The sequence below is a fragment of the Aquimarina rubra genome (assembly GCF_042684305.1).
In the GTDB taxonomy this organism is placed as follows: domain Bacteria; phylum Bacteroidota; class Bacteroidia; order Flavobacteriales; family Flavobacteriaceae; genus Aquimarina; species Aquimarina rubra.
Genome location: NZ_JBHULE010000019.1, coordinates 639,605 through 665,368, shown reverse-complemented (window position 1 = coordinate 665,368; position 25,764 = coordinate 639,605). Strand labels below are relative to the sequence as shown.

At 34.2% G+C, this 25,764-nt stretch carries 21 protein-coding genes; 13 read left to right on the top strand and 8 right to left on the bottom strand.

The features are described 5' to 3' along the window. Positions 1 to 218 precede the first annotated feature (218 nt). Positions 219 to 3,002 (top strand): TonB-dependent receptor, encoded by a 2,784-nt coding sequence (locus ACFSR1_RS11630; protein ID WP_378292632.1) that lies wholly within the window; start codon positions 219 to 221, stop codon positions 3,000 to 3,002. 30 nt (positions 3,003 to 3,032) lie between these two features. Continuing rightward, a complete protein-coding gene (locus ACFSR1_RS11625; RefSeq protein WP_378292630.1) occupies positions 3,033 to 4,550 on the top strand; it encodes a G-D-S-L family lipolytic protein in 1,518 nt (505 codons plus the stop codon). Between the two features lie 52 nt (positions 4,551 to 4,602). Here ACFSR1_RS11625 and ACFSR1_RS11620 read toward each other — a convergent pair whose 3' ends face one another. Continuing rightward, positions 4,603 to 5,877: a sterol desaturase family protein gene (locus tag ACFSR1_RS11620; protein WP_378292628.1), complete on the bottom strand. Its 1,275-nt coding sequence runs from the start codon at positions 5,875 to 5,877 to the stop codon at positions 4,603 to 4,605. 265 nt (positions 5,878 to 6,142) lie between these two features. On the opposite strand from ACFSR1_RS11620, the gene atpD reads away from it, so the two are divergent. The 3 genes from atpD to ACFSR1_RS11605 all read left to right on the top strand — a co-directional run bounded on the left by atpD (position 6,143) and on the right by ACFSR1_RS11605 (position 11,134). Further along, positions 6,143 to 7,651 (top strand): F0F1 ATP synthase subunit beta, encoded by a 1,509-nt coding sequence (atpD, locus tag ACFSR1_RS11615; protein WP_378292626.1) that lies wholly within the window; start codon positions 6,143 to 6,145, stop codon positions 7,649 to 7,651. 94 nt (positions 7,652 to 7,745) lie between these two features. After that, positions 7,746 to 8,021, top strand: a complete 276-nt coding sequence (locus ACFSR1_RS11610; RefSeq protein WP_378292624.1) for a F0F1 ATP synthase subunit epsilon — start codon at positions 7,746 to 7,748, stop codon at positions 8,019 to 8,021. Between the two features lie 263 nt (positions 8,022 to 8,284). After that, positions 8,285 to 11,134 (top strand): alpha/beta hydrolase family protein, encoded by a 2,850-nt coding sequence (locus tag ACFSR1_RS11605; RefSeq protein ID WP_378292622.1) that lies wholly within the window; start codon positions 8,285 to 8,287, stop codon positions 11,132 to 11,134. Here ACFSR1_RS11605 and ACFSR1_RS11600 read toward each other — a convergent pair. After that, complete coding sequence (locus ACFSR1_RS11600; RefSeq protein WP_378292620.1) at positions 11,115 to 11,663, bottom strand: GNAT family N-acetyltransferase; 549 nt, start codon at positions 11,661 to 11,663, stop codon at positions 11,115 to 11,117. The genes ACFSR1_RS11605 and ACFSR1_RS11600 overlap by 20 nt on opposite strands. A gap of 102 nt (positions 11,664 to 11,765) precedes the next feature. Between ACFSR1_RS11600 and ACFSR1_RS11595 the strand changes: the two genes are divergently transcribed. After that, entirely contained in the window at positions 11,766 to 13,106 is a 1,341-nt protein-coding gene (locus tag ACFSR1_RS11595; protein ID WP_378292618.1) for a DEAD/DEAH box helicase, read from the top strand. A gap of 118 nt (positions 13,107 to 13,224) precedes the next feature. After that, positions 13,225 to 13,674, top strand: coding sequence for a KTSC domain-containing protein (locus ACFSR1_RS11590; RefSeq protein ID WP_378292616.1), 450 nt, complete (start codon positions 13,225 to 13,227; stop codon positions 13,672 to 13,674). Between the two features lie 141 nt (positions 13,675 to 13,815). On the opposite strand, the gene ACFSR1_RS11585 is transcribed toward ACFSR1_RS11590, so the two are convergent. The 4 genes from ACFSR1_RS11585 to ACFSR1_RS11570 form a co-directional block, all read right to left on the bottom strand. Further along, positions 13,816 to 15,369: an ankyrin repeat domain-containing protein gene (locus ACFSR1_RS11585; RefSeq protein WP_378292614.1), complete on the bottom strand. Its 1,554-nt coding sequence runs from the start codon at positions 15,367 to 15,369 to the stop codon at positions 13,816 to 13,818. Between the two features lie 170 nt (positions 15,370 to 15,539). After that, entirely contained in the window at positions 15,540 to 15,743 is a 204-nt protein-coding gene (locus ACFSR1_RS11580) for a helix-turn-helix domain-containing protein (RefSeq protein WP_378292612.1), read from the bottom strand. 2 nt (positions 15,744 to 15,745) lie between these two features. Further along, entirely contained in the window at positions 15,746 to 16,264 is a 519-nt protein-coding gene (locus ACFSR1_RS11575; RefSeq protein WP_378292610.1) for a DUF2975 domain-containing protein, read from the bottom strand. Positions 16,265 to 16,266: 2 nt separating this feature from the next. Then, entirely contained in the window at positions 16,267 to 16,791 is a 525-nt protein-coding gene (locus tag ACFSR1_RS11570; RefSeq protein WP_378292608.1) for a DUF2975 domain-containing protein, read from the bottom strand. Between the two features lie 147 nt (positions 16,792 to 16,938). On the opposite strand from ACFSR1_RS11570, the gene ACFSR1_RS11565 reads away from it, so the two are divergent. The 3 genes from ACFSR1_RS11565 to bioA are packed head-to-tail and all read left to right on the top strand — an operon-like array spanning position 16,939 to position 20,020. Beyond that, positions 16,939 to 18,102 (top strand): aminotransferase class I/II-fold pyridoxal phosphate-dependent enzyme, encoded by a 1,164-nt coding sequence (locus ACFSR1_RS11565; RefSeq protein ID WP_378184198.1) that lies wholly within the window; start codon positions 16,939 to 16,941, stop codon positions 18,100 to 18,102. A gap of 29 nt (positions 18,103 to 18,131) precedes the next feature. Further along, positions 18,132 to 18,758 carry a dethiobiotin synthase gene (bioD, locus tag ACFSR1_RS11560; protein WP_378179511.1) on the top strand — a complete coding sequence of 209 codons (627 nt, stop codon included), beginning with the start codon at positions 18,132 to 18,134 and terminating at the stop codon, positions 18,756 to 18,758. Beyond that, entirely contained in the window at positions 18,755 to 20,020 is a 1,266-nt protein-coding gene (gene bioA / locus ACFSR1_RS11555) for an adenosylmethionine--8-amino-7-oxononanoate transaminase (RefSeq protein WP_378179509.1), read from the top strand. Before bioD ends, bioA begins: the two co-directional genes overlap by 4 nt. An 8-nt stretch (positions 20,021 to 20,028) precedes the next feature. On the opposite strand, the gene ACFSR1_RS11550 is transcribed toward bioA, so the two are convergent. Next, a complete protein-coding gene (locus ACFSR1_RS11550) occupies positions 20,029 to 20,466 on the bottom strand; it encodes a cytochrome c oxidase assembly factor Coa1 family protein (protein ID WP_378292607.1) in 438 nt (145 codons plus the stop codon). Between the two features lie 151 nt (positions 20,467 to 20,617). Between ACFSR1_RS11550 and ACFSR1_RS11545 the strand changes: the two genes are divergently transcribed. The 3 genes from ACFSR1_RS11545 (at position 20,618) to ACFSR1_RS11535 (ending at position 23,909) form a co-directional block, all read left to right on the top strand. Continuing rightward, the gene (locus ACFSR1_RS11545) at positions 20,618 to 21,802 is read left to right on the top strand and encodes a beta-ketoacyl synthase N-terminal-like domain-containing protein (protein WP_378294500.1); all 1,185 of its coding nucleotides are present in this window, start codon (positions 20,618 to 20,620) and stop codon (positions 21,800 to 21,802) included. 90 nt (positions 21,803 to 21,892) lie between these two features. Then, positions 21,893 to 22,996: a biotin synthase BioB gene (gene bioB, locus ACFSR1_RS11540; protein ID WP_378292605.1), complete on the top strand. Its 1,104-nt coding sequence runs from the start codon at positions 21,893 to 21,895 to the stop codon at positions 22,994 to 22,996. A gap of 52 nt (positions 22,997 to 23,048) precedes the next feature. Then, positions 23,049 to 23,909 (top strand): cupin-like domain-containing protein, encoded by an 861-nt coding sequence (locus tag ACFSR1_RS11535; protein WP_378292603.1) that lies wholly within the window; start codon positions 23,049 to 23,051, stop codon positions 23,907 to 23,909. Positions 23,910 to 24,098: 189 nt separating this feature from the next. On the opposite strand, the gene ACFSR1_RS11530 is transcribed toward ACFSR1_RS11535, so the two are convergent. Further along, positions 24,099 to 25,754, bottom strand: coding sequence for a S8 family peptidase (locus ACFSR1_RS11530; RefSeq protein ID WP_378292601.1), 1,656 nt, complete (start codon positions 25,752 to 25,754; stop codon positions 24,099 to 24,101). Positions 25,755 to 25,764 lie beyond the last annotated feature (10 nt).

Below are 25,764 nucleotides of genomic sequence, written 5' to 3'. Positions count from 1 at the left end.
AACATTTTCAAACAGGTTATATTTTATAAGTCAATTCTATAAATTATACCTTAAAAACTGTTTCTAGTTTTGTTAAAAATCATTAAGGCGCACTGTATTTAGTAAATTTGTTAACACAGAAAGATTATAATTAACAAAAACACATCATTTTAACTTTTTTTTAGAGAATTAACAAAAAAGCGTATATTGTTCTCATAACATAAAAACTAATTTAGGATATGAGGACAATTACTTTAGTATTAATGCTCCTTCTGGGCGTTGTTACTACTGCACAAACAACAATTAGCGGGAAGGTGGTTGATGACAACAATCAACCAATTCCGGGGGCTAACATCGCATTGCAAGGGGCTTCGGTAGGAACAGTTACCGATTTTGATGGATTATTTACATTAACGCTAGAGGAGACACCTCCTTTTACTATTATAGTAAGTAGTGTCGGTTTTGAAGCTGCTACAGTAAATATTACATCTAGCTCTAGTGATTTAACGATCACCTTAAAAGAAGGAACAGAATTAGATGAGGTGGTTATTTCTGCGTCTAGAACACCAGAAAGAGTATTTGAATCACCAGTAAGTGTGGAACGTTTTGGGATTAAAAAAATAAAAACCACACCAGCTGCGGATTTTTATGATGGTCTCGAAAGCTTAAAAGGGGTAGATATTAATACCAATAGTTTAACCTTTAAATCGGTTAACACTAGAGGGTTTGCCACGTTTGCCAATAACAGATTTGTACAATTGGTTGATGGAATGGACAATGCGGCTCCTGCATTAAATTTTGTTTTAGGAAATTTACTTGGGATGACAGAACTAGATGTGAATAGTATAGAATTGCTTCCAGGAGCTTCATCTGCATTATACGGAGCAAATGCATTTAATGGGATACTATTTATGACGAGTAAAAATCCTTTCGATCATCAGGGGATAAGTGCATATGTAAAAGGTGGTATCACCTCTCAAGATGCTGCAGGTGATAATGAATATTATGATTATGGAATCAGAATTGCACATGCATTTTCTGATAAATTTGCGGGTAAAGTAAATTTCTCATATCTACGGGGAACTGATTGGTTTGCTACAAATGAGATAAGTGTTTCAGAGGGTGCAACTGGTACAAGATTAGATCCTAATTATGACGGGCTTAATGTTTATGGAGATGAGGTAAGTACTAATATTAGAGGTGTAGGAGTATCGTTAGTAAATTTAGGTATACTGCCTTCTGGAGCAGAAAATTTATTGCCTAATGAAGAGGTGAGTAGAACTGGATATTTAGAAAGTGATTTAAATAATTATGATGCAGAGAGCATAAAGTTTGATGCTGCTTTACACTATCGTCCCTTTGCAAACGATTTAGAAATTATTTATTTAGGAAAAGTTGGTAAAGGAACCACTATTTATCAGGGTGCAAACAGATACTCGATTCGTAATTTCTTCTTACAACAACATAAATTAGAAATTAAGAATAACAACTTTTTTGTAAGGGGTTATATAACAGATGAGGATGCTGGTGATTCTTATGACTCTAGATTTACAGGGATAAATATTAACAGGTTGTGGAAAGATGATAGAACCTGGTTTGGTGAATATGCAGGAGCTTTTGTGCAAGCAACATTAGCAGGTCAGTTGCCTGAACAGGCTCATTTACTTGCAAGACAAACGGCAGATACTGGTAGATTAATTCCAGGGACACAAGAATTTGCCAACGCATTTCAGCAAGTTATAAATGATCCAGATTTAGCGACAGGGTCTAAATTCCAAGATGCTACTCAACTTAGACATGCTGACGTAAATTATAATTTTAGTCATATAACAAGTGATTTTGTTGATATTCAGGTCGGAGGATCTTTTAGAGAATATAAACTAAATTCTTCAGGGACTATTTTTACAGATTTTGATGGTCCAATTCGCTATTCAGAATATGGAGCATATACACAACTTCAGAAAAAACTTGCTGATGATCGATTAAAAATTACAGGATCTATCAGATATGATAAATCAGAACTATTTGATGGTAACTTTTCACCAAGATTATCACTCGGATATACTGCCGGGGCAAATAGAAATCACAATATAAGACTTTCTTTACAAACAGGTTTTAGAAACCCAACAACTCAGGATTTATATATTGGACTTAACGTGGGTAGAGCAATTCTTGTTGGTTCTGCTCCTGATAACCTAGATAGAGATATCAGATCTTTTGATCTAAGTGGTGGAGGTCAAACCATAACAGGTCAGTCTTCTATAAATCTTGCTGGACGACAAGCGTATGAAAATTCATATTCATTAAGTTCGGCATTAGCATTTGGTGCATCTCAGGATCCAAACGATCTTGTGATAGCTAATCCAGGAATTGTGCAACCAGAAAAAGTTACCGCTGCTGAAGTAGGATATCGTGGTAAAGTAGATAGGTTGGTCATCGATCTTAGTGTGTATTATAATTCATACAAGGATTTTATTGCAGAAGAAGCTGTTCTGGTTCCTTTATATGGTGAAGTAGGAGATAATTCGTTGTCATTGGCTGCCTTGGCAAATGGAGATGCCGAAGTTTATCAAGCATATACTAACTCTAATGTTGATATTAAGTCTTATGGAGCTACTATAGGTTTGGATACTAAAATTTTAGGAAATTTTGATTTAGGAGTAAATTATACTTTTTCTAAACAAGATTTTGACAAAAGCCAGGATCCTGACTTTAGAACCAGTTTCAATACACCGGAGCATAAAGTAAAAGCTTCTTTTGGACATACCAATTTGTTTAAAAACTTTGGGTTTAATACAAGCTGGAGATGGAGTGATGCCTATTTCTGGGAAGCTTCTTTTGGGAATGGAAATGTGCCTTCTTTTAATGTTTTGGATGGTCAAATCAATTACACCATTCCAAAATTGAAGGCAACATTGAAGGCAGGAGCAACCAATGTATTGGGAGATGAATACTTTACAGCGTTTGGAACTGGATTTATAGGATCTCAATACTATATAGGGATATCTATAAACAATCTATAATTAATACAAAATACTTTAAGAAATATAAATATGAATATTCAATATAAATGGCTATTAATCTTATTGGTTTTTGGATTTATAGCCTGTGAATCTGATGATGATTCTACAACAGAAGAAGAGGTGGTGATCACCTCTGGAACTGCAGATTTTTCTACCTATGTAGCCTTGGGAAATTCGTTGACAGCTGGGTTTACCGATGGAGCACTTTTTATTGCCGGCCAGGAAAATTCTATGCCTAATATTTTGTCACAACAATTTGCACTAGCAGGAGGAGGAACAATTACACAACCTTTAATGAGTGATAATATTGGTGGTGCTTTACTTGGAGGAAACCAAATACTTTCTCCGAGACTTTTCTTTAACGGGGCTGGTCCAGCAGTTTTACCAGCAACTCCAACCACCGAAATTTCTTCGGGATTATCTGGTACCTTCAACAATATGGGAGTTCCCGGCGCTAAAAGTTTTCACTTACTGGCTAATGGATACGGCAATATTGCAGGATTATCTTTAAACCCACCACAAGCAAATCCATATTTTGTAAGAATGGCAAGTAGTCCTAATGCTTCAGTTTTAGAAGATGCTATGGCGCAAACCCCTACATTTTTCTCTCTTTGGATAGGCAATAATGATGTGTTGGGATATGCTTTATCAGGTGGTGATGGTACCGATCCTATTACAGATACTGGTTTATTTACACAAGCATACAATGGATTGGTAGCTACATTAACCTCTGGAGGCGCAAAAGGAGTAGCATTTAACATACCTGATGTTACATCCATTCCTCATTTTACCACTGTGCCACACAATCCAGTTCCACTAGATGCGGGGACTGCGGCCTTTTTAAATAGTGCTAGTGCCTATGGTGCATATAATGGTGGTCTAGATGCGGTATTGGCATTTTTAACCGCTAACCCAGGGACTTTAGGAGCTCTTTTTCCAGCTACGTCAGACATGACTTCACTAGAATTGGCAACTGCTGAAATAGCTAGAAGAAAAATAACTTTTAGTGAAGGAGAAGGAAATGCGGTGGTAATTTTAGACGAAGACTTAACAGATCTAACAGTTATAAATGCAGCTCTTGTAAACATTAGACAGGCCACAGCAGATGACTTATTAGTATTGCCTTCTGCAAGTTTTATTGGTACAGAGGCTGTTCCTGGAAACCCACAAACGGTAAACGGCGTAGCTATTCCTTTGGCTGATAAATGGGTATTAACCCCAGAAGAGCAGCAAGAAATTGCAACTGCAACAGAGGTATTTAATAATGTAATATCCTCTGCTGTACAACAGGCGGGTCTTGCATTTGTTGATGCAAATGGACTCTTGGATCAAATATCAGATACGGGTATCCAGTTTGATGAATTTTTGCTAAAGGATGACTTGGTATTTGGTGGAGCATTTTCTTTAGATGGAGTGCATCCAACAGCAAGAGGTTATGCATTTTTAGCTAACCAGGCCATTTTAGAAATTAATGCAACATATGGTTCAAATTTACCAGCTGTTAATGCAGCACCATATCCAACCTTTTACGGGGCAACATTGCAATAATTGAAATGAATAAAATATATACCCACTTGGTTTGAAAGCTAAGTGGGTTTTTTTATGCAATAGGTTTAAGAGTTCCAGTCACATATTTTCTTTCAATGAATTGAAAATAAATAGAAGCTAGAAAAGACACTATTAGATACCCGATTACAAAATAGGTAAGTCCGTATAAAACATCGTCGATTCCAAACCAGCCTTCTCCTTTGATGATAAAATAAATTCCTAAGCCAAGTTTGATAATTTCTGAGTAAATCGAAATGATATGCCGATCCATTAAAGAGGTGTATGCAAATATCGAAATCATTAAAAAGATCGAGTAATTAATAATTTGAATAAAAGGGAGCTTACCAACACTTATCAATAAGTAATACATTAGGGCAATAGTTACAATCAATTGCGTCCATGACCATATTTTCAATAAGAAAGAACTTTCTGTTTTGTATTTTTCTCTCTTATAAGGATCAGCAGTAATTGCGATAGGGTATTTCAATTTTACATCATCTGGTCTCCATCCGGTTGGCATAAACCATATCCTGATTTTATCCCAAAGGTTTTTGGTTCTTACCGCGTCTTTTAGAATTCCCCATACGTGCATAAAATTAATGAAGAAAGGATTCCAGGTATGTACTGGCTTTTTTACACCGTAAACTGGTGGTTGGTCAGACAATTCCTTTTGAAATGTTCCGAACAACTTATCCCAAAAAATAAATATTTCAGAATAGTTTTTATCCAGATACTGGTCGTTTATAGCGTGATGGACTCTGTGATGGGATGGGGTCACGATAATATATTCAAGAACACCCATTTTGTCAATTAATCTTGTATGATACCAGAATTGAGCAAAAAAGTGAATTGGGGCAACAAACGCAACAATTTCTGCTGGAATGCCAAGTAATGCTAAAGGAATGTAAAGAAAGAAATAAATGGATACAATTGCAGAAACGTTTTGTCGTAACGCACAAGCTAGATTAAATTCTTCGCTGCTATGATGAATAATATGCCTGTTCCAAAACACATTTATTGTATGATTAAATCTATGTGACCAATAACCAGCAAAGTCTAATCCAATAAAAGTTAGTAAATAAACAAGGATAGAGGATTTCATTTCTAACAAAGCAATATGATCAACCATCCAGTCATAACTTATGATGATCACGGTTAAACCCATCAGACTCTTTAATGTATTTGTTATTCCAGAACTAATGCTGGAAATCGTATCCATCACCTCGTTAACCGGAATTTTTTTCCATCTACTTATCAGATATTCCAAAAGAATAAGCACAATAAATCCTGGAATAGCATAGCTTAAAGCAATAGCATATGTTTCCATAGGTACACTTTTTTATAAAAACAAAAAATGAATTTGTAGGAAAAGTACGATTTAATGGTTTTAAAATCAAATAAAAGCCTGCTAAAATCAATACTTTTTGTACAGTAATTAAGCTTGATATTTTTCCATTTAAAAAACAAAATAAAAGACAGTATTTTTTTCATTTTAAAAGCCTATATTTGCAGCCTGAAAAAAGGTCGTATTCGGTATAGCCGAAAAAAGGGTCTTTTAAATAGTTAAATACTAAACATTAAATAGTTATATAATGTCTCAAGTTACGGGTAAAGTATCACAAATTGTAGGTCCGGTTATAGACGTAGCATTCGCTGCCGGTACTGAATTACCAAAAATTTACGATTCGTTAGAAATTAATAAAGCAGACGGTACCAAGTTGGTGTTAGAGATTCAATCTCACATTGGTGAAGATACTGTGCGTACTATCGCGATGGATTCCAGTGATGGATTAAGCAGAGGAATGGAAGCTGTTTCAACTGGTTCGGCGATTCAGATGCCAATCGGTGGAGACGTATATGGACGTCTATTTAATGTAATTGGTGACGCAATTGATGGTCTTGGAGATCTTCCTAAATCAGGAGATAATGGTCTTCCTATTCATCGTCAAGCACCTAAATTTGAGGATTTATCAACTTCTACAGAAGTTTTATTTACTGGGATCAAAGTAATTGACCTTATTGAGCCATACGCAAAAGGAGGTAAGATTGGTTTATTCGGTGGTGCCGGAGTAGGTAAAACAGTATTGATCCAGGAATTGATTAACAATATTGCAAAAGGTCACGGTGGTCTTTCTGTATTCGCAGGAGTAGGAGAAAGAACTCGTGAAGGAAATGATTTACTTCGTGAGATGTTAGAGTCAGGAATTATCAAATATGGTGATGATTTTATGCATTCTATGGAAGAAGGAGGATGGGATCTTTCTAAGGTTGATAAAGAAGTAATGAAAGAGTCTAAAGCAACTTTCGTATTTGGACAGATGAATGAGCCACCAGGAGCACGTGCTCGTGTTGCTTTATCTGGTCTTACGATTGCAGAATATTTCCGTGATGGAGCTGGAGATGGACAAGGAAAAGATGTACTTTTCTTCGTAGATAATATCTTCCGTTTTACACAAGCAGGTTCTGAGGTATCTGCACTTCTAGGGCGTATGCCATCAGCGGTAGGATATCAGCCTACTTTGGCAACAGAGATGGGTGTGATGCAGGAACGTATTACTTCTACTAAGAAAGGATCTATTACATCTGTACAGGCGGTTTATGTACCTGCGGATGATTTAACGGATCCAGCACCGGCAACAACGTTTGCTCACTTAGATGCGACAACAGTATTATCTCGTAAGATTGCTGAGCTTGGTATTTATCCAGCGGTAGACCCATTAGATTCTACTTCAAGAATTCTTACAGCTGATATTTTAGGAGATGAGCACTACAATTGTGCACAAAGAGTAAAAGAGCTTTTACAGCGTTATAAAGAATTACAAGATATTATTGCTATTCTCGGTATGGAAGAATTATCTGAAGAAGATAAATTAGCGGTAGGACGTGCACGTCGTGTACAACGTTTCTTATCTCAGCCATTCCACGTAGCAGAGCAGTTTACAGGTATCCCGGGATGTTTAGTAGATATTAAAGATACAATTAAGGCATTTACAATGATTATGGATGGTGAGTTAGATCACTTACCAGAAGCAGCGTTTAACCTTAAAGGTACGATCGAAGAAGCTATCGAAGCTGGTGAGAAAATGTTAGCTGAAGCATAAATAGTAGTGAGAAGTTAGAAATGAGTAGTGAGATTAATTCGTTTCTCATTATTCTCTAAATACTAACTACTCGATACTCAATACTTATAAAAATATGTATTTAGAAATAGTAACTCCGGAAGCAGTATTATTCAGTGGCGAAGTAACTTCGGTTGCGGTGCCAGGTGTAAACGGAGAGTTTCAGATGTTAGATAATCACGCACCAGTCGTTTCTTTGCTTGCCAAAGGAAATGTAAAGGTGTACGGAGATATGAATTTAGAAGAAGAAGTTGCTGAAAAATTCACGAAAGAGGATGGGGTGACATTACTTCCTATAAACTCTGGAACTATCGAAATGAAAGATAATAAAGTAATCGTTTTAGCAGACTAACTCAATTACTTTTACCATTATAAAATCCCAAATTCTCATAAGGAATTTGGGATTTTTTGCTTAAAAGAATGAGTTTTTGAATTGAGTAATTAGCTGATATTATAGATTAGGAAAAGGAGTTACTCCTACGGGTTTAACTCCTTTTTTATAAGGTTAATTAGATCAGAATTAGATAAACACTACGTTTTTACATAAAATTATGTTAAACCATTATTTATAGATAAAACGTTTTATACATTTCGGTATAGACATAGCTCAACGTGATGATTAGGAACATACTTACTCTATTTTTTTTCAGTTTTACAACATTGATTTTTGCTCAGAAACGACCTTTGACTCACAAGGATTATGACCTCTGGAAAAGTATAACTGATACCAAGGTATCTAACACAGGAAAATTGATAGTTTCTGTTATCGAAACCAGTACAAAAAGAGGAGATGGATACATAGAAATTTACAATACAGAAAATAACAAAAAATTCACCTTTTTTAACGGGTATAATTCTTCAATCACACAAGACGAAAATTTTGTGATTTTCAAACGTAAACCGAAATATGAGACCATTCGAAAAGAGAAAAAGAAAAAAGTAAAGAATGAAAAACAATCAAAAGATGATCTGTTTATCTATGATGTAAAGAACAATAAAATATATGATTCTATTGTAAGGGCAAGTTCCTATAAGATTCCTGAAGAATCTGATGGTTGGTTAGTGATAGAAAAATTTAAAAATGAGAAACCGGAAAAAAAGAAAGAAGATTCCTTAAAAACCAAAGAAAAAGATACTGTTAAAACCAAGCTAGGAAAGGCATTTAAGCAGAACTACGCATTAGTATATAATCTAAAAACTAAAGCAAAGGATACTATTTTTCAAATTAAGGACTTTGTTCTTTCAGAAGAAGGTAGCAGATTCTATTATACAAAGAAAAACCAAAAGAAGAAAGAAAAAGACCTTGGAGTCTTCGAATATGACATCGTTTCCAGATCTAAGATAGTAATAGATACTACTAATTATATTTATGATAAATTATCAGTGGATAGAACAGGGAAACAATTTTCCTATATTGCTGCAAAAGATTCTACTGACTTAGATTCATTAAGATACCAGTTATTTTATTATAAAGATCAAAAGCTAACAAATTTAGTAGACACCATAGGAAAAAATCTAAGGAAAAACTGGGAGTTAGGTGATGGTCAAGCCTCGTTTTTTTCGGAAAGTGGTAATAGACTATATTTTTATTCAAAGCCAAAAGTTGAGTATCAAAAAGACACTACACTTTTAGCGGATGAAGTTCCACAAGTAGATGTTTGGAATTGGAAAGACAAAATGATACAACCTGAACAAAATGCAAGGTTTGAAGAATTAAAAAACAGAGCATTTATTTCTTATTATAATACAGAAAAAAAATCCGTAGTTCATATACAGGATGAAACATTTGAAGATCTTATTTTCGATAAGAACAAAGAACAAAGATTTATATTAGGAGCTACAGGAACGCCATATGATAGTCAGCGTTCTTGGGTCATGCCTTGGACCAAAGATTTTTATGTAATAGACACGTATACTGGTCAAAAACGTTTGGGACTTACTGAAACAGCTTTACAGCCTTATTTGTCACCTGATGGCAGGTATGCTTTGTATTATGATATATTTAAAAAGCATTGGTTTTCATTAGAGTTATCAACGCTGAAAAAAACAAATCTCACTAAAAAAGTTAAGGTAGTTTTTTATGACGAAGATGATGATCATCCAATGTTGCCTTATCCATATGGTTTTGGAGGATTTGATAAGGATGGTAACGGTTTGGTTTATGATAAGTTTGATGTTTGGAAAATTTCTATGTCAGGAGAAACAAAACCTATCAACATTACAGCTAATAGTAGGAAAAATAAAATAGAATATAGAACGCAAAGATTAGATTCAGAAAATCAAAATAATGCATCTTATAGTAATGATGAACTATTGATTACAAGCTTTGATATGACCACTAAAGCTTCAGGTTTATACGTATTAAGAGATAATAAGTTAGTAGAAAAAATAAAACCAACAGAGTTTTATTTAAACAGATATCAAAAGGCTAAAAAAGGAGAAGTATTTACGTTTCGAAAACAGAATTTCAATACATTTCAGGATTTACATTACACTTCTAGTGGATTCGAAAATTTTACACAAATTACAGATGTAAATCCCCAAAAAAAGAATTTTAAATGGGGAACAGCAGAACTTTTTAGTTGGAAAGCTTATGATGGTAAAAAGTTAGAGGGAATTATCTATAAGCCGGAAGATTTCGATCCATCAAAAAAATACCCTTTGATTACATACTTCTATGAAAAACGATCTGATAGTTATAACAACTACTATACACCAAGACCTAGCGCATCTATTGTGAACCCTTCTTACCTGGTGAGCAATGGTTATATCATGTTTGTACCGGATATTGTTTATGAGGATGGTAAACCTGGCCCTAGTGCTTATAATTGTGTAGTTTCTGGAGTCGAGGCTTTAGAAAAATTGGGTTATGTGGACAGTGAAAATATGGGGATTCAAGGTCAGAGTTGGGGAGGTTATCAAGTAGCTTATTTGGTAACCGTTACCAATAAATTTAAGGCGGCGATGGCAGGAGCGCCCGTAAGCAATATGACATCGGCGTATGGCGGTATACGTTGGAAATCGGGATTGAGTCGTGCATTCCAATATGAGAGAACCCAAAGTAGAATAGGAAAGAATTTATGGGAAGGTTTTGATCTATATATAGAAAACTCCCCATTATTTGGAATTCCTAAAATAGAAACACCACTCTTAATGATGCATAATGATAAAGATGGGGCAGTTCCTTACTATCAGGGTATAGAAATGTTTATGGGTATGCGCAGGCTACAGAAACCAGCTTGGCTTTTAGTATATAATGATGAAGCGCATAATTTAAGAAAAGAAAAAAACAGACAGGATCTTTCCATTAGAATGATGCAATTCTTTGATCATTATCTACAAGGGAAACCAGTCCCAAAATGGATGGCAAGTGGTGTTACCAGGGTGGATAAAGGAAAAAATCTAGGGTATGACTTAGAAGAAAAACCTTTGGAAACAGAAAAGATTATACCCAGTTCCAACTGATAAGATGCCAGTCAATTTCATCACTTTTATACACAAGCAGATTTTTGAAACCGATGGCTTTATGAGCTTTCAGTGATCGCAAATTATTAGCAGCTACTTCTGTGATTAGAAGGTCATATTTTTCCTGTAATTCTAGCTTCATTTTTTGATATAAACCTCTAAATATTCCTTGACCACGGTATTCTTTATCGATGCATACTTGACCCATAACGATATACGTTTTAGTTTGATCCAATGAATGCTCTATTTTTGTAAACATAGGTCTAAGCACAGGAATATCATTCCCAAAATCTGCTGTCATACAAAGCGTATAACCAACAACAAGATCTCCATCCTTTGCAATTACATGTGGCTGTTGGTCATTCATCTTTTTTAGGATATCGAAATCATGTTCTACAGTAACAAAACCTTCTTTTTCTTTTTCACTTTGAGAAATTGATGCAGCTAGGTTTTTTTGTTGAAGTTGAATGATTTGTTCCAGCTCGTTGTCTGATGTAGCAATTGTATATTTTAGATGTTTAAGAATCATTTTTTTATTGATAGAATTCTAAATATAAAGATAAGATTCTAATCATTTTTTAAGAAGACATAGAAATAGGATTATAGACCTATCTTTGTCGAAAATATTTTTATGTCAAATCAGTTTCTTAATTTGGGAGTTGCTGCTCCTTTGCAAAAGAGTTTAGCAGACTTGAACTTTTCTGCTCCTACAGATATTCAGGAAAAATCAATTCCTATTTTATTACAAAAGAAAGATGATTTTGTGGGATTAGCAAAGACTGGAACTGGAAAAACCGCAGCTTTTGGTTTGCCTATACTACAATTGATTGATTTGGACACCCCAAAAATCCAGGCGGTGATACTGGCTCCGACTAGAGAACTAGGACAACAGATTTATAACAACTTAGTATCCTTTTCTAAGTATTTACCTACTATATCTATAGCTTCGATATGTGGAGGAATCCCTATTAAACCACAAATAGAACGTTTAAAGGATACTACTCATATTGTGGTTGCAACTCCAGGACGTTTAATTGATTTAATAAAACGAGATAAGATTGATATAAAAAGTGCCGATTATCTGATTCTTGATGAGGCGGATGAAATGATTAATTCTCTAAAAGAAGGATTAGATGAAATCGTTTCGGTATTGCCAAAGAAAAGAAGAACGATTTTGTTCACCGCAACAATGCCAGGAACCATAAAACAGCTGATCCAGAATTATATGTCTAAGCATGTGATCCAGGTAAGTGCAGATATGGAAACCATAGGGCATCAAGGGATTGACCACCAATATGTAGTGGTAGAACCAATAGAGAAATTAGAAGTTCTAATGCATTTTCTTAGTGCTAGAGAGGGTGAACGAGGTATTATTTTTTGTAAAACAAAAGCAGCAGTTAATAAACTGGCAAAAAATCTGGTAATTAATAAGTTTTCTTCTGGGGCACTTCATGGAAGTTTGTCACAACCCATACGAGATAGAATAATGGGTCAATTTAGAGAGGGTCATATAAACATTCTTGTTGCTACAGATTTAGCAGCCAGAGGAATTGATGTAAAAGAGATATCATATGTAGTGAATTATCATCTGCCGGATGTGTATGAGACGTATGTGCATCGTAGTGGGAGAACAGCGAGAGCAGGAGCTAAAGGATTATCCTTAACTGTATTACAAAAAGAAGAAATTGTAGATTTAGAAGAGTTTACAAAAGAATTAGGAATTACTTTTAAGGAGTTTAAAAAAGCAGATGCTCAGAGTATAGAAGAGAATAATACACTTTTATGGGCTAAAAAAATATTTAAAACCAAACCTAATCATGATCTGTCAGCGGAGTTTAAAGAAAAAATTAAAACCGTTTTTCATCACCTGACAAAAGAGGAATTGATTGAGAAAATATTAGCTAGCCATCTGACAGAAAAAACGAATAGTACCTCTCTTAAGGTAGAAACCCCTAAAAAGAAAAAGAGGTAACCCCTTTTTTAGATATCTCATTGAGACTTATAAGAATATAAGGGTCTTTATAGGGAAAAACGGCTATTTTAAAATTAAAACACGTAGTTTCGCGCCTGATTTAGAAAACCCCTGTTTTATGAAGCGTGTTAATGAATACAAGAAGTTATTTTCTGTTGAAAAAGAAATAGATCTTAAAACACTAAAAACTACCTATAGAAATTTAGTAAAGGAATGGCATCCGGATAAATTTATGGATGGAGATTCGATGCGTGAAGAGGCAGAAGAAAAAAGTCGAAAAATCATAGATGGATATCATTTCTTGGTAAGTATAGCCCCAGAAACAAAGGCAGCTAATCAAGAAGCATACAATCGAACTATAGCTGAATCAGGCATAGCAGATTTTCAACACAAAGGATTGTTATTAGAGGTTTCATTTTTAGATGGTACTACATATGAATATTTCGGAGTTCCCAAGAATGTGTATGTGAAATTAATTAATTCTGACAGGCAATTTAGATTTGCAAAAAGAAGCATTTTTAATTCATACCTATATAGGAAATCAAAGAAAGATATAGAAATGGCTTAACAAATAAGAATAGAACAAAAAAACTGTAATTGTAACTAGATCATCTTCTGTAACAATTACAGTTTTCTTTTTATATCACTATTTAATACTAACTTTCTTTTCACTTTGAGAAATCGAAGGTGATACTATCTTGGTTAGTGCCTATAACTTCTGTGTCTTACCGGATTCATTAATAGTATAGAATACGTTTTGTTGTTTTAAAAGTCCATGAACTAATCCTTTTTGGGGTGAAGTAGGATGTTTAAGATCGATAGCAATGACTTTATCCTGATACATTGTTTTTATTTTTTTAACTGGAGTATGTCCTACCACAATGTGATCAATATTATAATGCGAGGTAATTAAATCAAGTTCAGATTGAGGTAAATTTTCTGTAAAATAACCTCTATACCATAAGGGTCCTGCGTTACTTGAAAATACTCCTTTTGCACGATTATTCTTGATAATATCTTCATTGGATTTTCCATAATAGGCACGGCCAATATTATTCATTTCCTGAAGAGAGAAATTCTCATCTGCCAAACGTTTGCTTAGACCTCCGTGGACATAAATTGTATTTCCAATTTTTTCTACGCAGTTTTTTGTACGAAGCCATTGTCCCAATTCGGTATTGTCTCCATATAACATTTTGGTGGTTGTATCAAGTGATAGGGCCAGATCCTTATATTTAGTCTTTACATAACGATTATCTCCTTGTAAATTCATGGTTTCATGGTTTCCAATGATAAAATGAACCATTCCTCCATTTTCTTTAGCCTGACGTTCTAAGTCATATAATAACCATAAGGATTGGGTCACATTATTTCCGCGATCAAAAAAATCTCCAACCAAAACCAGATGTCCTTTGCCAAAAGTCCATTTGTAATCCACACTCATAACCCTACTACCTATAAGAAACTTTTTTAGGGCATAGAAATTCCCTTCGATATCCGATATGGCGACTAGTTTTTCAGGTTCATCATAATTGGTTTTAGGAATTTCTAATTTTTGTTGTAATTGAATCTCAAATTGTTCTTTTTCATTATTATCAACGGTTATCTTAATTGGCTGTTTTTTGTCAACTAGTGCCAGTTTCTTTATTTGTAATTGATTATTAATTTCTTCTACCCGAATACTCTGGATACTATCATTTTTGTAAAATATATAAGGGCCGTCGATGCCTAGTTTTATTTTATATTCCAAGTTTAAGGCAGCGAATATTTCTTTAGAATTTTGTTCTTTAGCAAAATCAAGAATTGTGTGTTCATCATCTAATTTTAGATTCATATCACCTCCTAATTCAATTAGCATTTTTAGTCCGATAGCGTTTTCGTATTTAATGGCGTATATCAATGCGTTAGCTTTACCTTTATTTTGAAGGTTTACTTGAGCTCCTTTAGAAACTAAGAATGGAATAAGATCATTTCTACTATACTTGGCAGCGTACATTAATGGAGATTTTCGGCCTTTATTAAACTGATTGACATCAGCACCATTATCGATGAGATAGGCAATTAGTTCTTTGTGTGCATTTTTTTTAATAGCATATGCTAAGAGTGGATATCCATTGTAATTTTCATTGATGTCATTACCTTCTGACAAGAAATTTTTTACGGATTCTATGTCACTGTTAGCAATTGCTTCTTGTATGGGAGAAGGCTTATGTGAGCAGGATATTTGTATGATTACTAATAAAATGTATACTATATTTTTCATTGGTTTAATTTTTAAAATTAGACAAAAGAATTGCTGGTCGAGTCTTTTTGTAGGCTCAACAGATTTATGATTAAAATTTTAGTGGATTCTATAAAATCCCAGGTATCGAAATGACTTTAAATTAGAGCGTTACCATTTGATTCATTTTTGCGTGGATTGTTTTAAAATAATTAAGGTTGATACTCTAAAATATCCGATGGTTGGCACTCTAATGCCACACAGATTGCATCCAAGGTTGAAAAGCGTATGGCTTTAGCCTTCCCTGATTTTAAGATAGAGAGGTTTGCTGTAGTTATACCAATTTTTTCGGCCAAATCTTTACTTTTCATCTTCCGTTTAGCTAGCATTACATCAAGGTTTACAATTATCGGCATAGTTATATAGTTAATTCGTTTTCTTCTTGTAAAGTAAATCCCATCTTAAATATGGTAGCGATGAATGCTGCAAATATTCCAAGTCCAACGTGCAATAATCCAGGAATAATATCATCGAGAGCAATTGTTTTCTTAATTAAAATTCCGGCTACAATATAAATAACAGGCAAAATAAGATTCAGAATAGTGAACCACTTTAAATTTTTAATTGCTTTTTCTGTAAAAAGTTTTTCACCACTAAACGTTTTGAAGATCATTGATAAAAGAAAGAAAAAAACTGCATAAAAAATGAAGAAGCATAAAATTGCAATAAATGTAGTTACATCATATTCACCTTTTATAACAGAAGAGGTAAAGGGAATTGTAATTTGAAATTTGTTTCCATCCGTAATACTAAAATTTTTAAATAATAAAGATGTGATTATAAATAATAAGAAGAATCCATATCCAAAGATTATAAGTCTAGTGCAGTAAAATAGTACTGTTGACAACGATTTTTTTCCAAACATTTTTAGTCTCATAATTATACGGTTAATTCGTTTTCGGATTGAATTTCTACTCCTCTTTTAAATATTAATGCTATGACAAACACGATTCCGGCCATAAATAAGAATTCAGAACTTCCCCAATCTATTCTAAATTCTGCTCCTTTTTTTAATACCCATTTCCCATAACCATTTGCAAAATAAGCCAACAAACCTGTCCACAGCGAGATGTAACTGATAGAAGAAATTAAGCGGGTCACAACTTTCGTAAAGGGCTTATCAAAGTTAATTTTAGAAAAAATCTTAATGACTAAATAAAATAGATAAGCTTTTAGAGCAGTTATCGAAATTAGTAATGATAAAATCGAAATGTAATGGTTTATAGAAAAATCATAGAGATTGGATAAGTCTAAGCCCAGATAAAGATTTTCCGCAGCTTCTTTGTTTACAAAAAGACTCATGATACTTGAAAAAAGGATTACTCCTAACTTAATACATAAACCAATAAATATAATCCAGGATAGGATTTTCATGGCACTTAATATTTCTTTTGTTTTCATCATTATTATTGTTTTACGATAACAAATATATAAAAATTATTGAAAAACAATAATATTTTATTTAAAAAAGATATTAATTTGTTGTTTTACAACTGTGATAACTGTTTAGAAGAGCATCATAATAGTATCATTTTATTGTATTTTTACAGTATGAATGGTTTTCCAAAAAAACTTCAAAAAAAACTTGAGAATAGAAAAGAGAATAATGCATTACGGAAACTTCCGGAGCAAAATGATTTGATAGATTTTGCCACAAATGATTATATAGGTTTTTCTGGTTCCAAGGTAATTTTTGATAATGCGCATAAGACATTAGAAGAAAAAGGAATGTACCAAAACGGTGCTACCGGATCTCGTTTACTTTCGGGAAATCATGAGTTATATTCTAATACAGAAGAGATATTAGCAAATTTTCATAACGTAGAGTCGGCATTGATATTTAATTCTGGATACGATGCTAATGTTGGTTTTTTTTCATCAGTACCACAAAGAGGAGATATTATCTTTTATGATGAGCTTATTCATGCTTCTATACGAGATGGAATTACAATAAGCAAAGCCAAGTCATATAAGTTTGCTCATAATGACATAGAGGATTTAAAAAAAAGGCTTCTACAAGCTCTGCCCGACAATGAAAGTCACTCTGAGCTTATCGAAGTGTATATAGTCACCGAGTCTGTGTTTTCTATGGATGGAGATATTCCTGATCTAAAAGCTTTCGCTAAATTATGTAAAGAAAATAACTATCATTTTATAGTAGATGAAGCACACGCAACAGGAGTTTTTGGCAATCAAGGTGTAGGTCTCATACAGGAATTAGAATTAGAAGATGATGTGTTTGCACGGATACACACATTCGGAAAAGCATTAGGTTGTCACGGAGCTTTAATTCTGGGATCTAACCAACTTAAAAGTTACCTGGTTAATTTTGCCAGAAGCTTTATCTATACTACGGGATTACCGCCACATTCTTTGGCTACTATAGAAGTTGCGTATAAAGAACTAGAAACAACTTTAGAAATTGAAAAGCTTCACAAGAATATTCGTTTTTTTAACCAGAAGATAGCTAGTACACACCTAAAACCTCTCTTCATCCAGAGCGATTCTGCAATTCATTGCTGTATTATTTCCAGAAATGAAAAGGTAAAAAAAATTGCGTTACAAATACAGGAGAAAGGTTTTGATGTAAAACCCATTCTTTCGCCTACAGTTCCTGAGGGTAAAGAACGATTGCGTTTCTGTTTACATTCGTATAATACAAAAGAAGAGATAGCAGAAGTTTTGGAGTTGTTAGCTACCTTTGTTCAAAATTAAAGAGAGACACAATTATTTCTGATAGGGCTATGGCAAATTCGAAAAAAATATTTATCACAGGAATCGGAACGGATGTAGGTAAAACAGTAGCTTCGGCAATTGTAGTTGAGGCGTTACAAGCTGATTATTTTAAACCCGTTCAGGCTGGAGATTTATCTTATTCTGATACGCATAAAGTAAAGGAATTAGTGAGTAATACTAATTCCAAATTTCATCCCAACAGTTATGCACTAGAAACACCAATGAGTCCTCACGCGGCTGCAGAAATTGATGGAATCACCATTGATATTGATACGATTAAGATTCCAAAAACTAAAAATGATATTGTTGTTGAAGGAGCAGGTGGATTATTAGTTCCTCTAAATGAGGAAGATACTATTTTAGAACTTATAGACGCGGATTGTAAAGTGATTGTAGTTTCCAGACATTATTTAGGAAGTATTAATCACACATTGATGACAGTAAAGTTGTTACAAGAGAAAGGTTTTGATCCTGTAATTATTTTTAGTGGAGATGAGCATCCAACTACCGAAAGCATTATCAAAAAAATGACAGGATCCAAAGTAATTGGTAGAATTGATAATGAACCTTATTTCGATACTATGGTAGTAAAAGAATATGCAGAATTGTTCAGAGATAGATTAGAGGAATTATGAGTCTAAAAGAAAGAGATAAAAAACATATTTGGCACCCACTTACACAACATAAAATTCATCCGGATTCTTTACCAATTGTAAAAGCAGAAGGAGCTTTATTATTCGATGATGAGGGAAAAGAATATATAGACGGAATCGCTTCTTGGTACACTGCAATGTACGGGCATTGTAATCCATATATCATAGAAAAGGTGAATGAGCAAATGCGTAAGCTGGATCAGATTGTTTTTGCTGGTTTTACGCATGAACCAGCGATTCGTCTTTCTGAAGAATTGATCAAAATATTACCGGATAATCAAGAAAAAATATTCTTCTCTGATAATGGCTCTACAGCAAATGAGGTTGGAATTAAAATGGCATTGCAATACCATTTTAATAAAGGCGAAAAAAGAAATACGATTATTGCTTTTAATGATGGTTTCCATGGAGATACTTTTGGAGCCATGTCTGCATCAGGGTTATCAGTTTATAACGGTCCTTTCGAAGATTTTTTTATTGATGTACAAAGAATCCCTACACCAAATAAGGATAATTTTGATGAGGTTATGAAACAGCTTCAGAAGATTATTAATTCATACAATGTAGCTGCTTTTATCTACGAACCACTTGTTCAGGGAGCTAATGCAATGCATATGTTCGAAGCAGAATTTCTTAATGAAATCCTTCAGATTTGTGCTGCTAACAACATCATTACCATTGCCGATGAGGTAATGACGGGTTTTGGTAAGACCGGAACAAACTTTGCTTCAGAATATGTAGTGACTAAACCGGATATTATCTCTATGTCCAAAGCATTAACAGCTGGTTTTGTACCAATGGCCGTAACAAGCTGTACACAAGAAATCTATGATGCTTTTCTGGATGATTCTGTTGGTAAAGCCTTTTTTCACGCTCACACCTATTCTGCAAATCCGATAGCCTGTTCTGTGGCAATTGCCGGAATTGAACTTCTAGGCTCAGAAGAAATACAGAAAAATATTCAAACGATTATTAAATCTCATCAGGATTTTGATACTAAAATCAAAAATCATCCCAAAGTAAAAACCACCCGTCAGCAAGGAGTAATTTATGCTTTAGATTTAGATATTGAAATGGATCGTTATGGAAAGAAAAGATATGAAATCTTCGATCACTTCATGCAAAACGGAGTTTGTCTTCGTCCATTAGGGAAAACAATTTATATACTACCACCTTATGTTATTACCAAAAATCAGTTAGATAAAATTTATAATACTATTATAGAATTACTGGAGGTTGTTTAAGGAATGTTTCAGTTTTTGTTTTGACCTTCTCCCCATAATAAATCAACAGTTTCATTATTTTCTTTCAGTATAACATAAAGCTCAGAATAGGTCCAGGTGTCATTTTGTTTAGTACCTACAATATATATTCTGGCTTCCCCATCAGGACCTTTAATCGGGATAGAAATATCCACAGAGCCCTCGTCATTTTCAAATTTTAAGCTACCGCTCATAAGTCCATTGGTTTCTATAGGCTCACCTAACATTTGGACAACATATTCATCTTGTTGTGCTTTAGTGAGTCCATCTTGATACGGCGCGGAGTTTGTAAAGGCTTTAGAAACACCAAATATAACCGATCCTAAGAAGACAAAAAATATGATAATTAAAGTAAGGCAACCTCCTAACGGCACTACCCAAGGCCAATTTCTGCTAAACCAACTTTTTTGACGCGTATGTTCTTCCATTATAATTTATATTAATTTAGGTTGTTTCTATTTTACATGTCTGTAAGCGATCATCTTTGTTACAATTTAGGTGTTTATAATTTAAACAAAAAAAATAGTAATCAGTTGAACAAAGGTCAACAAACCCCTACATTTGCTGAAAAATGAAGTGTTGCAAAACCCTGTATCCATAACCGGAATTTCATCTATTTCTCCTCTCGGAATTTCTTCTGAAGAGATTTGGAGTTTATATAAAGAATCATCCCATAAAATCACTTTTGAAGATTTTACGGGCAGTCCGACTCCTATTGCGAAACTAAATTTGGAGGCTAAACGAGAAATTGAAAAGCTCAAAGAAGAGAATTCGCAGTATGCATCTTTGGACGACTCTGTCTTATTCGCATTGTTTGCTGCAAGAAATGCAATAAAAGAAGCAAACTGGGAAGATGATTTTAATTTTGGGATTAATGTTGGGTCTTCCAGAGGAGCAACTGGTCTATTTGAACAATATCACAAAGAGTTTTTGCAAACCAATCAATCTTCCACCTTAAGTTCTCCAACCACTACTTTAGGAAATATATCCTCCTGGATTGCGCAGGATCTAAGATCAAAAGGTCCGGATATTAGTCATTCTATTACGTGTTCTACCGCATTACACGCTGTGCTTAACGGTATAGCCTGGCTTCAATCTGGTCTAAGTGATAAGTTTTTGGTGGGCGGAAGCGAAGCTCCATTGACTCCATTTACGATCGCCCAGATGAAAGCTTTAAAAATTTATGCTTCAGGAAAAGTTTCGCTTTACCCTTGTCAGGCGATGAACATGAATAAAACCAGAAACTCTATGTTTCTGGGAGAAGGAGCAGGTGTCGCTTGTCTAGAAAATGGAATCAAACAAAATGCATTAGCACTTATCACAGGAATTGGTTACGCTACTGAGTCATTAGCACATAATATATCTATATCTACAGATGCCATTTGTTTTCAGAGATCCATGAAAATGGCTATAGGAAATTATAATACCGACGAAATTGATGCTATCGTCTTGCACGCTCCTGGAACTATAAAAGGAGATAAGGCAGAATGCAAAGCCATTGAGAAAGTTTTTGGGGACAATACTCCGGCAATGACGACAAATAAGTGGAAGATTGGACACACTTTTGGAGCTAGTGGGATTCTGAGTATGGAACTAGCAATACTTATGATGAAACATCAGGAATTTATTCCTGTTCCTTTTATTGAACATACCAAAACACCTAAAAAACTAAATAAGATCTTGGTAAATGCTGTAGGGTTTGGAGGGAATGCTGTGAGTGTTTTATTGGAATCACCATCAACCCTTAATCAAAATAGAAAGTAGATTGTTATTAAAACTATCGAATTTGATAAAGCTAATTTGTGTTTTTTGATTTTAAACGATTACTTTTGAAAATTCACATACCATTAATTTATGAGCGTTATTAGACACGATTGGACATCTCAGGAAATACTTGATATCTATAATAAACCATTAATGGAGTTGCTATATCAAGCGGCAACAGTTCATAGAGAATATCACGATCCCAATACAGTACAGGTTTCAACCTTATTATCTATTAAGACAGGAGGATGTCCTGAAGATTGTGGATACTGTCCGCAAGCTGCAAGATACCATACCGATATAGAAGGGAATGATTTGATGAGTGTACAGCAAGTAAAGGCACAAGCACTGCGTGCTAAAGCTTCTGGGAGCTCCAGAGTATGTATGGGAGCCGCCTGGCGTAATGTAAAAGACGGTCCTGAGTTTGATAATGTATTGGAAATGGTAAGAACGATCAATAAATTGGAAATGGAAGTGTGTTGTACGCTAGGTATGATTACCGAGAATCAGGCACAGCGACTGGCAGAAGCCGGATTATATGCTTACAACCATAATTTAGATACATCTGAAGAGTATTATAAAGAAGTAATTTCTACCAGAGGATATGAAGATCGTCTTCAGACCATTGATAATGTTCGTAAAACCAATGTTACAGTATGTAGTGGAGGTATTATTGGGATGGGTGAGAAAACTGAAGATCGTGCGGGAATGCTGGTAGCTTTGGCAAAGCTAAATCCACAACCGGAATCTGTACCAATTAATGCACTTGTTGCTGTGGATGGGACACCTATGGAAGATGAAAAACCTGTAGAGATTTGGGATATGATTAGAATGGTAGCTACTACCAGGATTGTAATGCCACAGACACAGGTAAGATTATCTGCAGGAAGAACAGAAATGAGTAGAGAAGGACAAGCTATGTGCTTTTTTGCAGGAGCAAACTCAATTTTTGCAGGAGATAAATTATTGACAACTCCTAATCCAGATGTAAATGAGGATATGGAAATGTTTAAAAAGTTAGGATTGAATCCTCAAAAGCCATTTGTAAAGAAGGCTCAACCGGATACAGTAGAAGCAGCAGACTCTAAATTCGAAGCTAAAGGAGAAAAGCCTAAATGGTCAAGACCGGAACATGTCATTGAAAAAAATGAACTTGCAAAACAAAAAGGGAAAGAAGCTTTATTGAATAAGTAATTGTTGGAGTTATAGACTTTGAAAGAAGAGTTTTAGAATTATTTCGTTGTTAGTGGGATTACATTTAGATCAAATACCAAGAGTAGAAACAATAACTAAAGAAGAATTTTTGCGGGATTATTTTATTCCTCAAAAACCTGTGGTTATTGAACGATTAATTGAAGACTGGCCGGCTTTTGAGAAATGGAATCTGGATTATATCAATGAAGTCGCAGGTGATAAAGAAGTACCGTTATTTGATGATCGACCTATAAATTCTAAATTCAAGTTTAATGAGCCTCATACGAGCATGAAAATGAGCGAGTATGTAGATCTCTTAAAGAAAGAGCCTACCAATTATAGAATTTTTCTTTACAATTTATTGAAACAAGTACCAGCGCTTCAGACGGATTTTAAATACCCGGAAATTGGATTAAAATTCCTTAAAAAAATGCCTTTCTTGTTTTTTGGAGGTGGAGGTTCTAAAGTGTTCATGCATTATGATATAGATCTAGCGAACATATTTCACTTTCATTTTCATGGAGAAAAGCAATGCATTCTTTTCCCTCCTTCTGAGACAAAATATTTATATAAGGTTCCCCACGCACTGATCGCCCATCAACAAATAGATTTCTCCAATCCTGATTTAGAAAAGTGGCCTGCATTAAAAAAAGCAAAGGGTTATGTAACTCATCTTACTCACGGAGAAACATTGTATATGCCAGAAGGATATTGGCATCATATGACCTACTTAACTCCGGGATTTTCGATGAGTATCAGATCAGTACCCAAAAAGATACGCAATTTCGTTCAAGCAACCTATAATGTGTTTTTTATGCGTCATTTTGATAACTTTATGCGTAAGCGCAAAGGTCAAAAATGGATGGAGTATAAAAATGAAAAGGCTGTAAAAAGGACAAATAAGAATATTTAAATTAAGGTATAAGTTCTTTAGCCTTCTCAAAAACTAATTGATTTTCCCATCCTCTGTACAGAAGATAATTAATTAGTTTTTTTCTTTTCTGCATAGCTAATAATATCGAATGTCTATTATATAATTCTCAAGTGTAGTACCTGAAAAGTTTTGGTTATCTGATTTTAAGCGTAGTTGACTTCAGCTTAACTATTTTTTTGATTTAGATATGGCATCTGCCATTACCAATGCATTATAGGCGTTAACCACGCGACCAGATTTAGATAACGACGAGAACGGTACCATTTTTTTGGAATCATCTACGGTGATCTCTACATCTATATTATATAAGGTGCCTGATTTCATTAAAATATTTTTAACCTCTGTTGCTGATAGATTTTGATAATAGGATCGTATCAATCCAGCTACTCCAGAAACGATTCCGGCTGCTAATGAGGTTCCGCTGTCTAGTTTATATTCATTATTTGGCAGCGTTGTATAAATCTTATGACCCGGAGCAAAGAGATCTACATCGGTTTTACCATAATTGGAAAAATATGGTAATAAGCCAGAATTCAATTGATTACCGATCGCTCCTATAAGCATAAAAGTATCAGAGAATTCTTTTCCATTATTATCATTGTCATTTGGGTAATAATGATTCTCTTTTTCTAAATCTAATGAGCCGTTTCCAGCAGATGATACTATTAGAACATCATGCTCGGCTGCATAACGAAGGGCATCATAAACCCATTCTTTATGTAACGAAAAGTTTTTTCCGAAACTCATGTTAATCACTTTAGCCCCATTATCCACTGCATATCGAATCCCTAAAGCGATGTCTTTATCATGTTCATCTCCTAGTGGTGAAATACAGACTGGCATGATTTTATTATGATTAGAAATACCATCTATTCCTAAATTGTTATCTCTAGTTGCTGCAATTAACCCTGCAACTCTTGTACTATGTGTTAATTGGTCAATATCTGAGAATACATTATTATTACCATACTCCATATCTCTCAAATTAGATGGATCATCTCTTAAAATTCTTCTTTCGTCGTACTCTATATTAAGATGTTTTTTTATTCTTCTTTTTCTGTTTTTTAAAATATCTTGTAAAGAAGATTCTGTAAATTCGTGTTTTACAAAGAAAGACAGGCTTTCTACATAAGGTTTTAAACCGTTTCCAGTAGTATCTATGTTTTTCAATGTTTCTAATGTAAATTTACCCTCAGGTACATAAGCGCTTAATTTTATTTTGGATTCATTGTATTTATTAATAGAATTCTCTGCAGTAATTAATTTACGCTTAGCTTGTTCTTGTTCTTTTTCGTAGAGTGACATTGCTCTGTGAAATTCTACATATTCCTTTGAAAAAGTATCAATAGAATCCTTGATAAATTTCTTTTTATTTGCTTTTATATATCTAACATAGGCATAATGTGCACTAACCATATTTTCACCTTCCTTATTTCCAAGAAAATTCCATCCTTGGGTATCATCTACATAACCATTGCCGTCGTCATCTACATTATTATTCGGGATTTCTAAAGTATTTTGCCAAATTTGTGATTTTAGATCCTCGTGATTGATATCAATACGACTATCTAATAGTGCAATAATTATATCGTTACCTGATTTATCTGAAAGCAAATCCCTATACGCTTTATCCAGACTTATACCTGGTATGGTATCTTCTATAACATCCTTATGCTGCCATTTTCTAGCCGTACTTTCTAAAAGTGTATTTCTTCTGTCTTTCGTAACAACAACGTTATCAAAAAAAAGATGTCCATTAGTATGTTTAGCGCAATTGCTGAAAAGTAATATTACAGTAAATAAATAAAAAGACCTATGATTCATAGTATAATTA

What these genes read in the sequence shown, in the direction of transcription:
- ACFSR1_RS11630 (WP_378292632.1), top strand. Translation starts at nt 219, where the DNA reads ATGAGGACAATTACTTTAGTATTAATGCTCCTTCTGGGCGTTGTTACT.
- ACFSR1_RS11625 (WP_378292630.1), top strand. Translation starts at nt 3,033, where the DNA reads ATGAATATTCAATATAAATGGCTATTAATCTTATTGGTTTTTGGATTT.
- ACFSR1_RS11620 (WP_378292628.1), bottom strand. Translation starts at nt 5,877, where the DNA reads ATGGAAACATATGCTATTGCTTTAAGCTATGCTATTCCAGGATTTATT.
- atpD (WP_378292626.1), top strand. Translation starts at nt 6,143, where the DNA reads ATGTCTCAAGTTACGGGTAAAGTATCACAAATTGTAGGTCCGGTTATA.
- ACFSR1_RS11610 (WP_378292624.1), top strand. Translation starts at nt 7,746, where the DNA reads ATGTATTTAGAAATAGTAACTCCGGAAGCAGTATTATTCAGTGGCGAA.
- ACFSR1_RS11605 (WP_378292622.1), top strand. Translation starts at nt 8,285, where the DNA reads ATGATTAGGAACATACTTACTCTATTTTTTTTCAGTTTTACAACATTG.
- ACFSR1_RS11600 (WP_378292620.1), bottom strand. Translation starts at nt 11,663, where the DNA reads ATGATTCTTAAACATCTAAAATATACAATTGCTACATCAGACAACGAG.
- ACFSR1_RS11595 (WP_378292618.1), top strand. Translation starts at nt 11,766, where the DNA reads ATGTCAAATCAGTTTCTTAATTTGGGAGTTGCTGCTCCTTTGCAAAAG.
- ACFSR1_RS11590 (WP_378292616.1), top strand. Translation starts at nt 13,225, where the DNA reads ATGAAGCGTGTTAATGAATACAAGAAGTTATTTTCTGTTGAAAAAGAA.
- ACFSR1_RS11585 (WP_378292614.1), bottom strand. Translation starts at nt 15,369, where the DNA reads ATGAAAAATATAGTATACATTTTATTAGTAATCATACAAATATCCTGC.
- ACFSR1_RS11580 (WP_378292612.1), bottom strand. Translation starts at nt 15,743, where the DNA reads ATGCCGATAATTGTAAACCTTGATGTAATGCTAGCTAAACGGAAGATG.
- ACFSR1_RS11575 (WP_378292610.1), bottom strand. Translation starts at nt 16,264, where the DNA reads ATGAGACTAAAAATGTTTGGAAAAAAATCGTTGTCAACAGTACTATTT.
- ACFSR1_RS11570 (WP_378292608.1), bottom strand. Translation starts at nt 16,791, where the DNA reads ATGATGAAAACAAAAGAAATATTAAGTGCCATGAAAATCCTATCCTGG.
- ACFSR1_RS11565 (WP_378184198.1), top strand. Translation starts at nt 16,939, where the DNA reads ATGAATGGTTTTCCAAAAAAACTTCAAAAAAAACTTGAGAATAGAAAA.
- bioD (WP_378179511.1), top strand. Translation starts at nt 18,132, where the DNA reads ATGGCAAATTCGAAAAAAATATTTATCACAGGAATCGGAACGGATGTA.
- bioA (WP_378179509.1), top strand. Translation starts at nt 18,755, where the DNA reads ATGAGTCTAAAAGAAAGAGATAAAAAACATATTTGGCACCCACTTACA.
- ACFSR1_RS11550 (WP_378292607.1), bottom strand. Translation starts at nt 20,466, where the DNA reads ATGGAAGAACATACGCGTCAAAAAAGTTGGTTTAGCAGAAATTGGCCT.
- bioB (WP_378292605.1), top strand. Translation starts at nt 21,893, where the DNA reads ATGAGCGTTATTAGACACGATTGGACATCTCAGGAAATACTTGATATC.
- ACFSR1_RS11530 (WP_378292601.1), bottom strand. Translation starts at nt 25,754, where the DNA reads ATGAATCATAGGTCTTTTTATTTATTTACTGTAATATTACTTTTCAGC.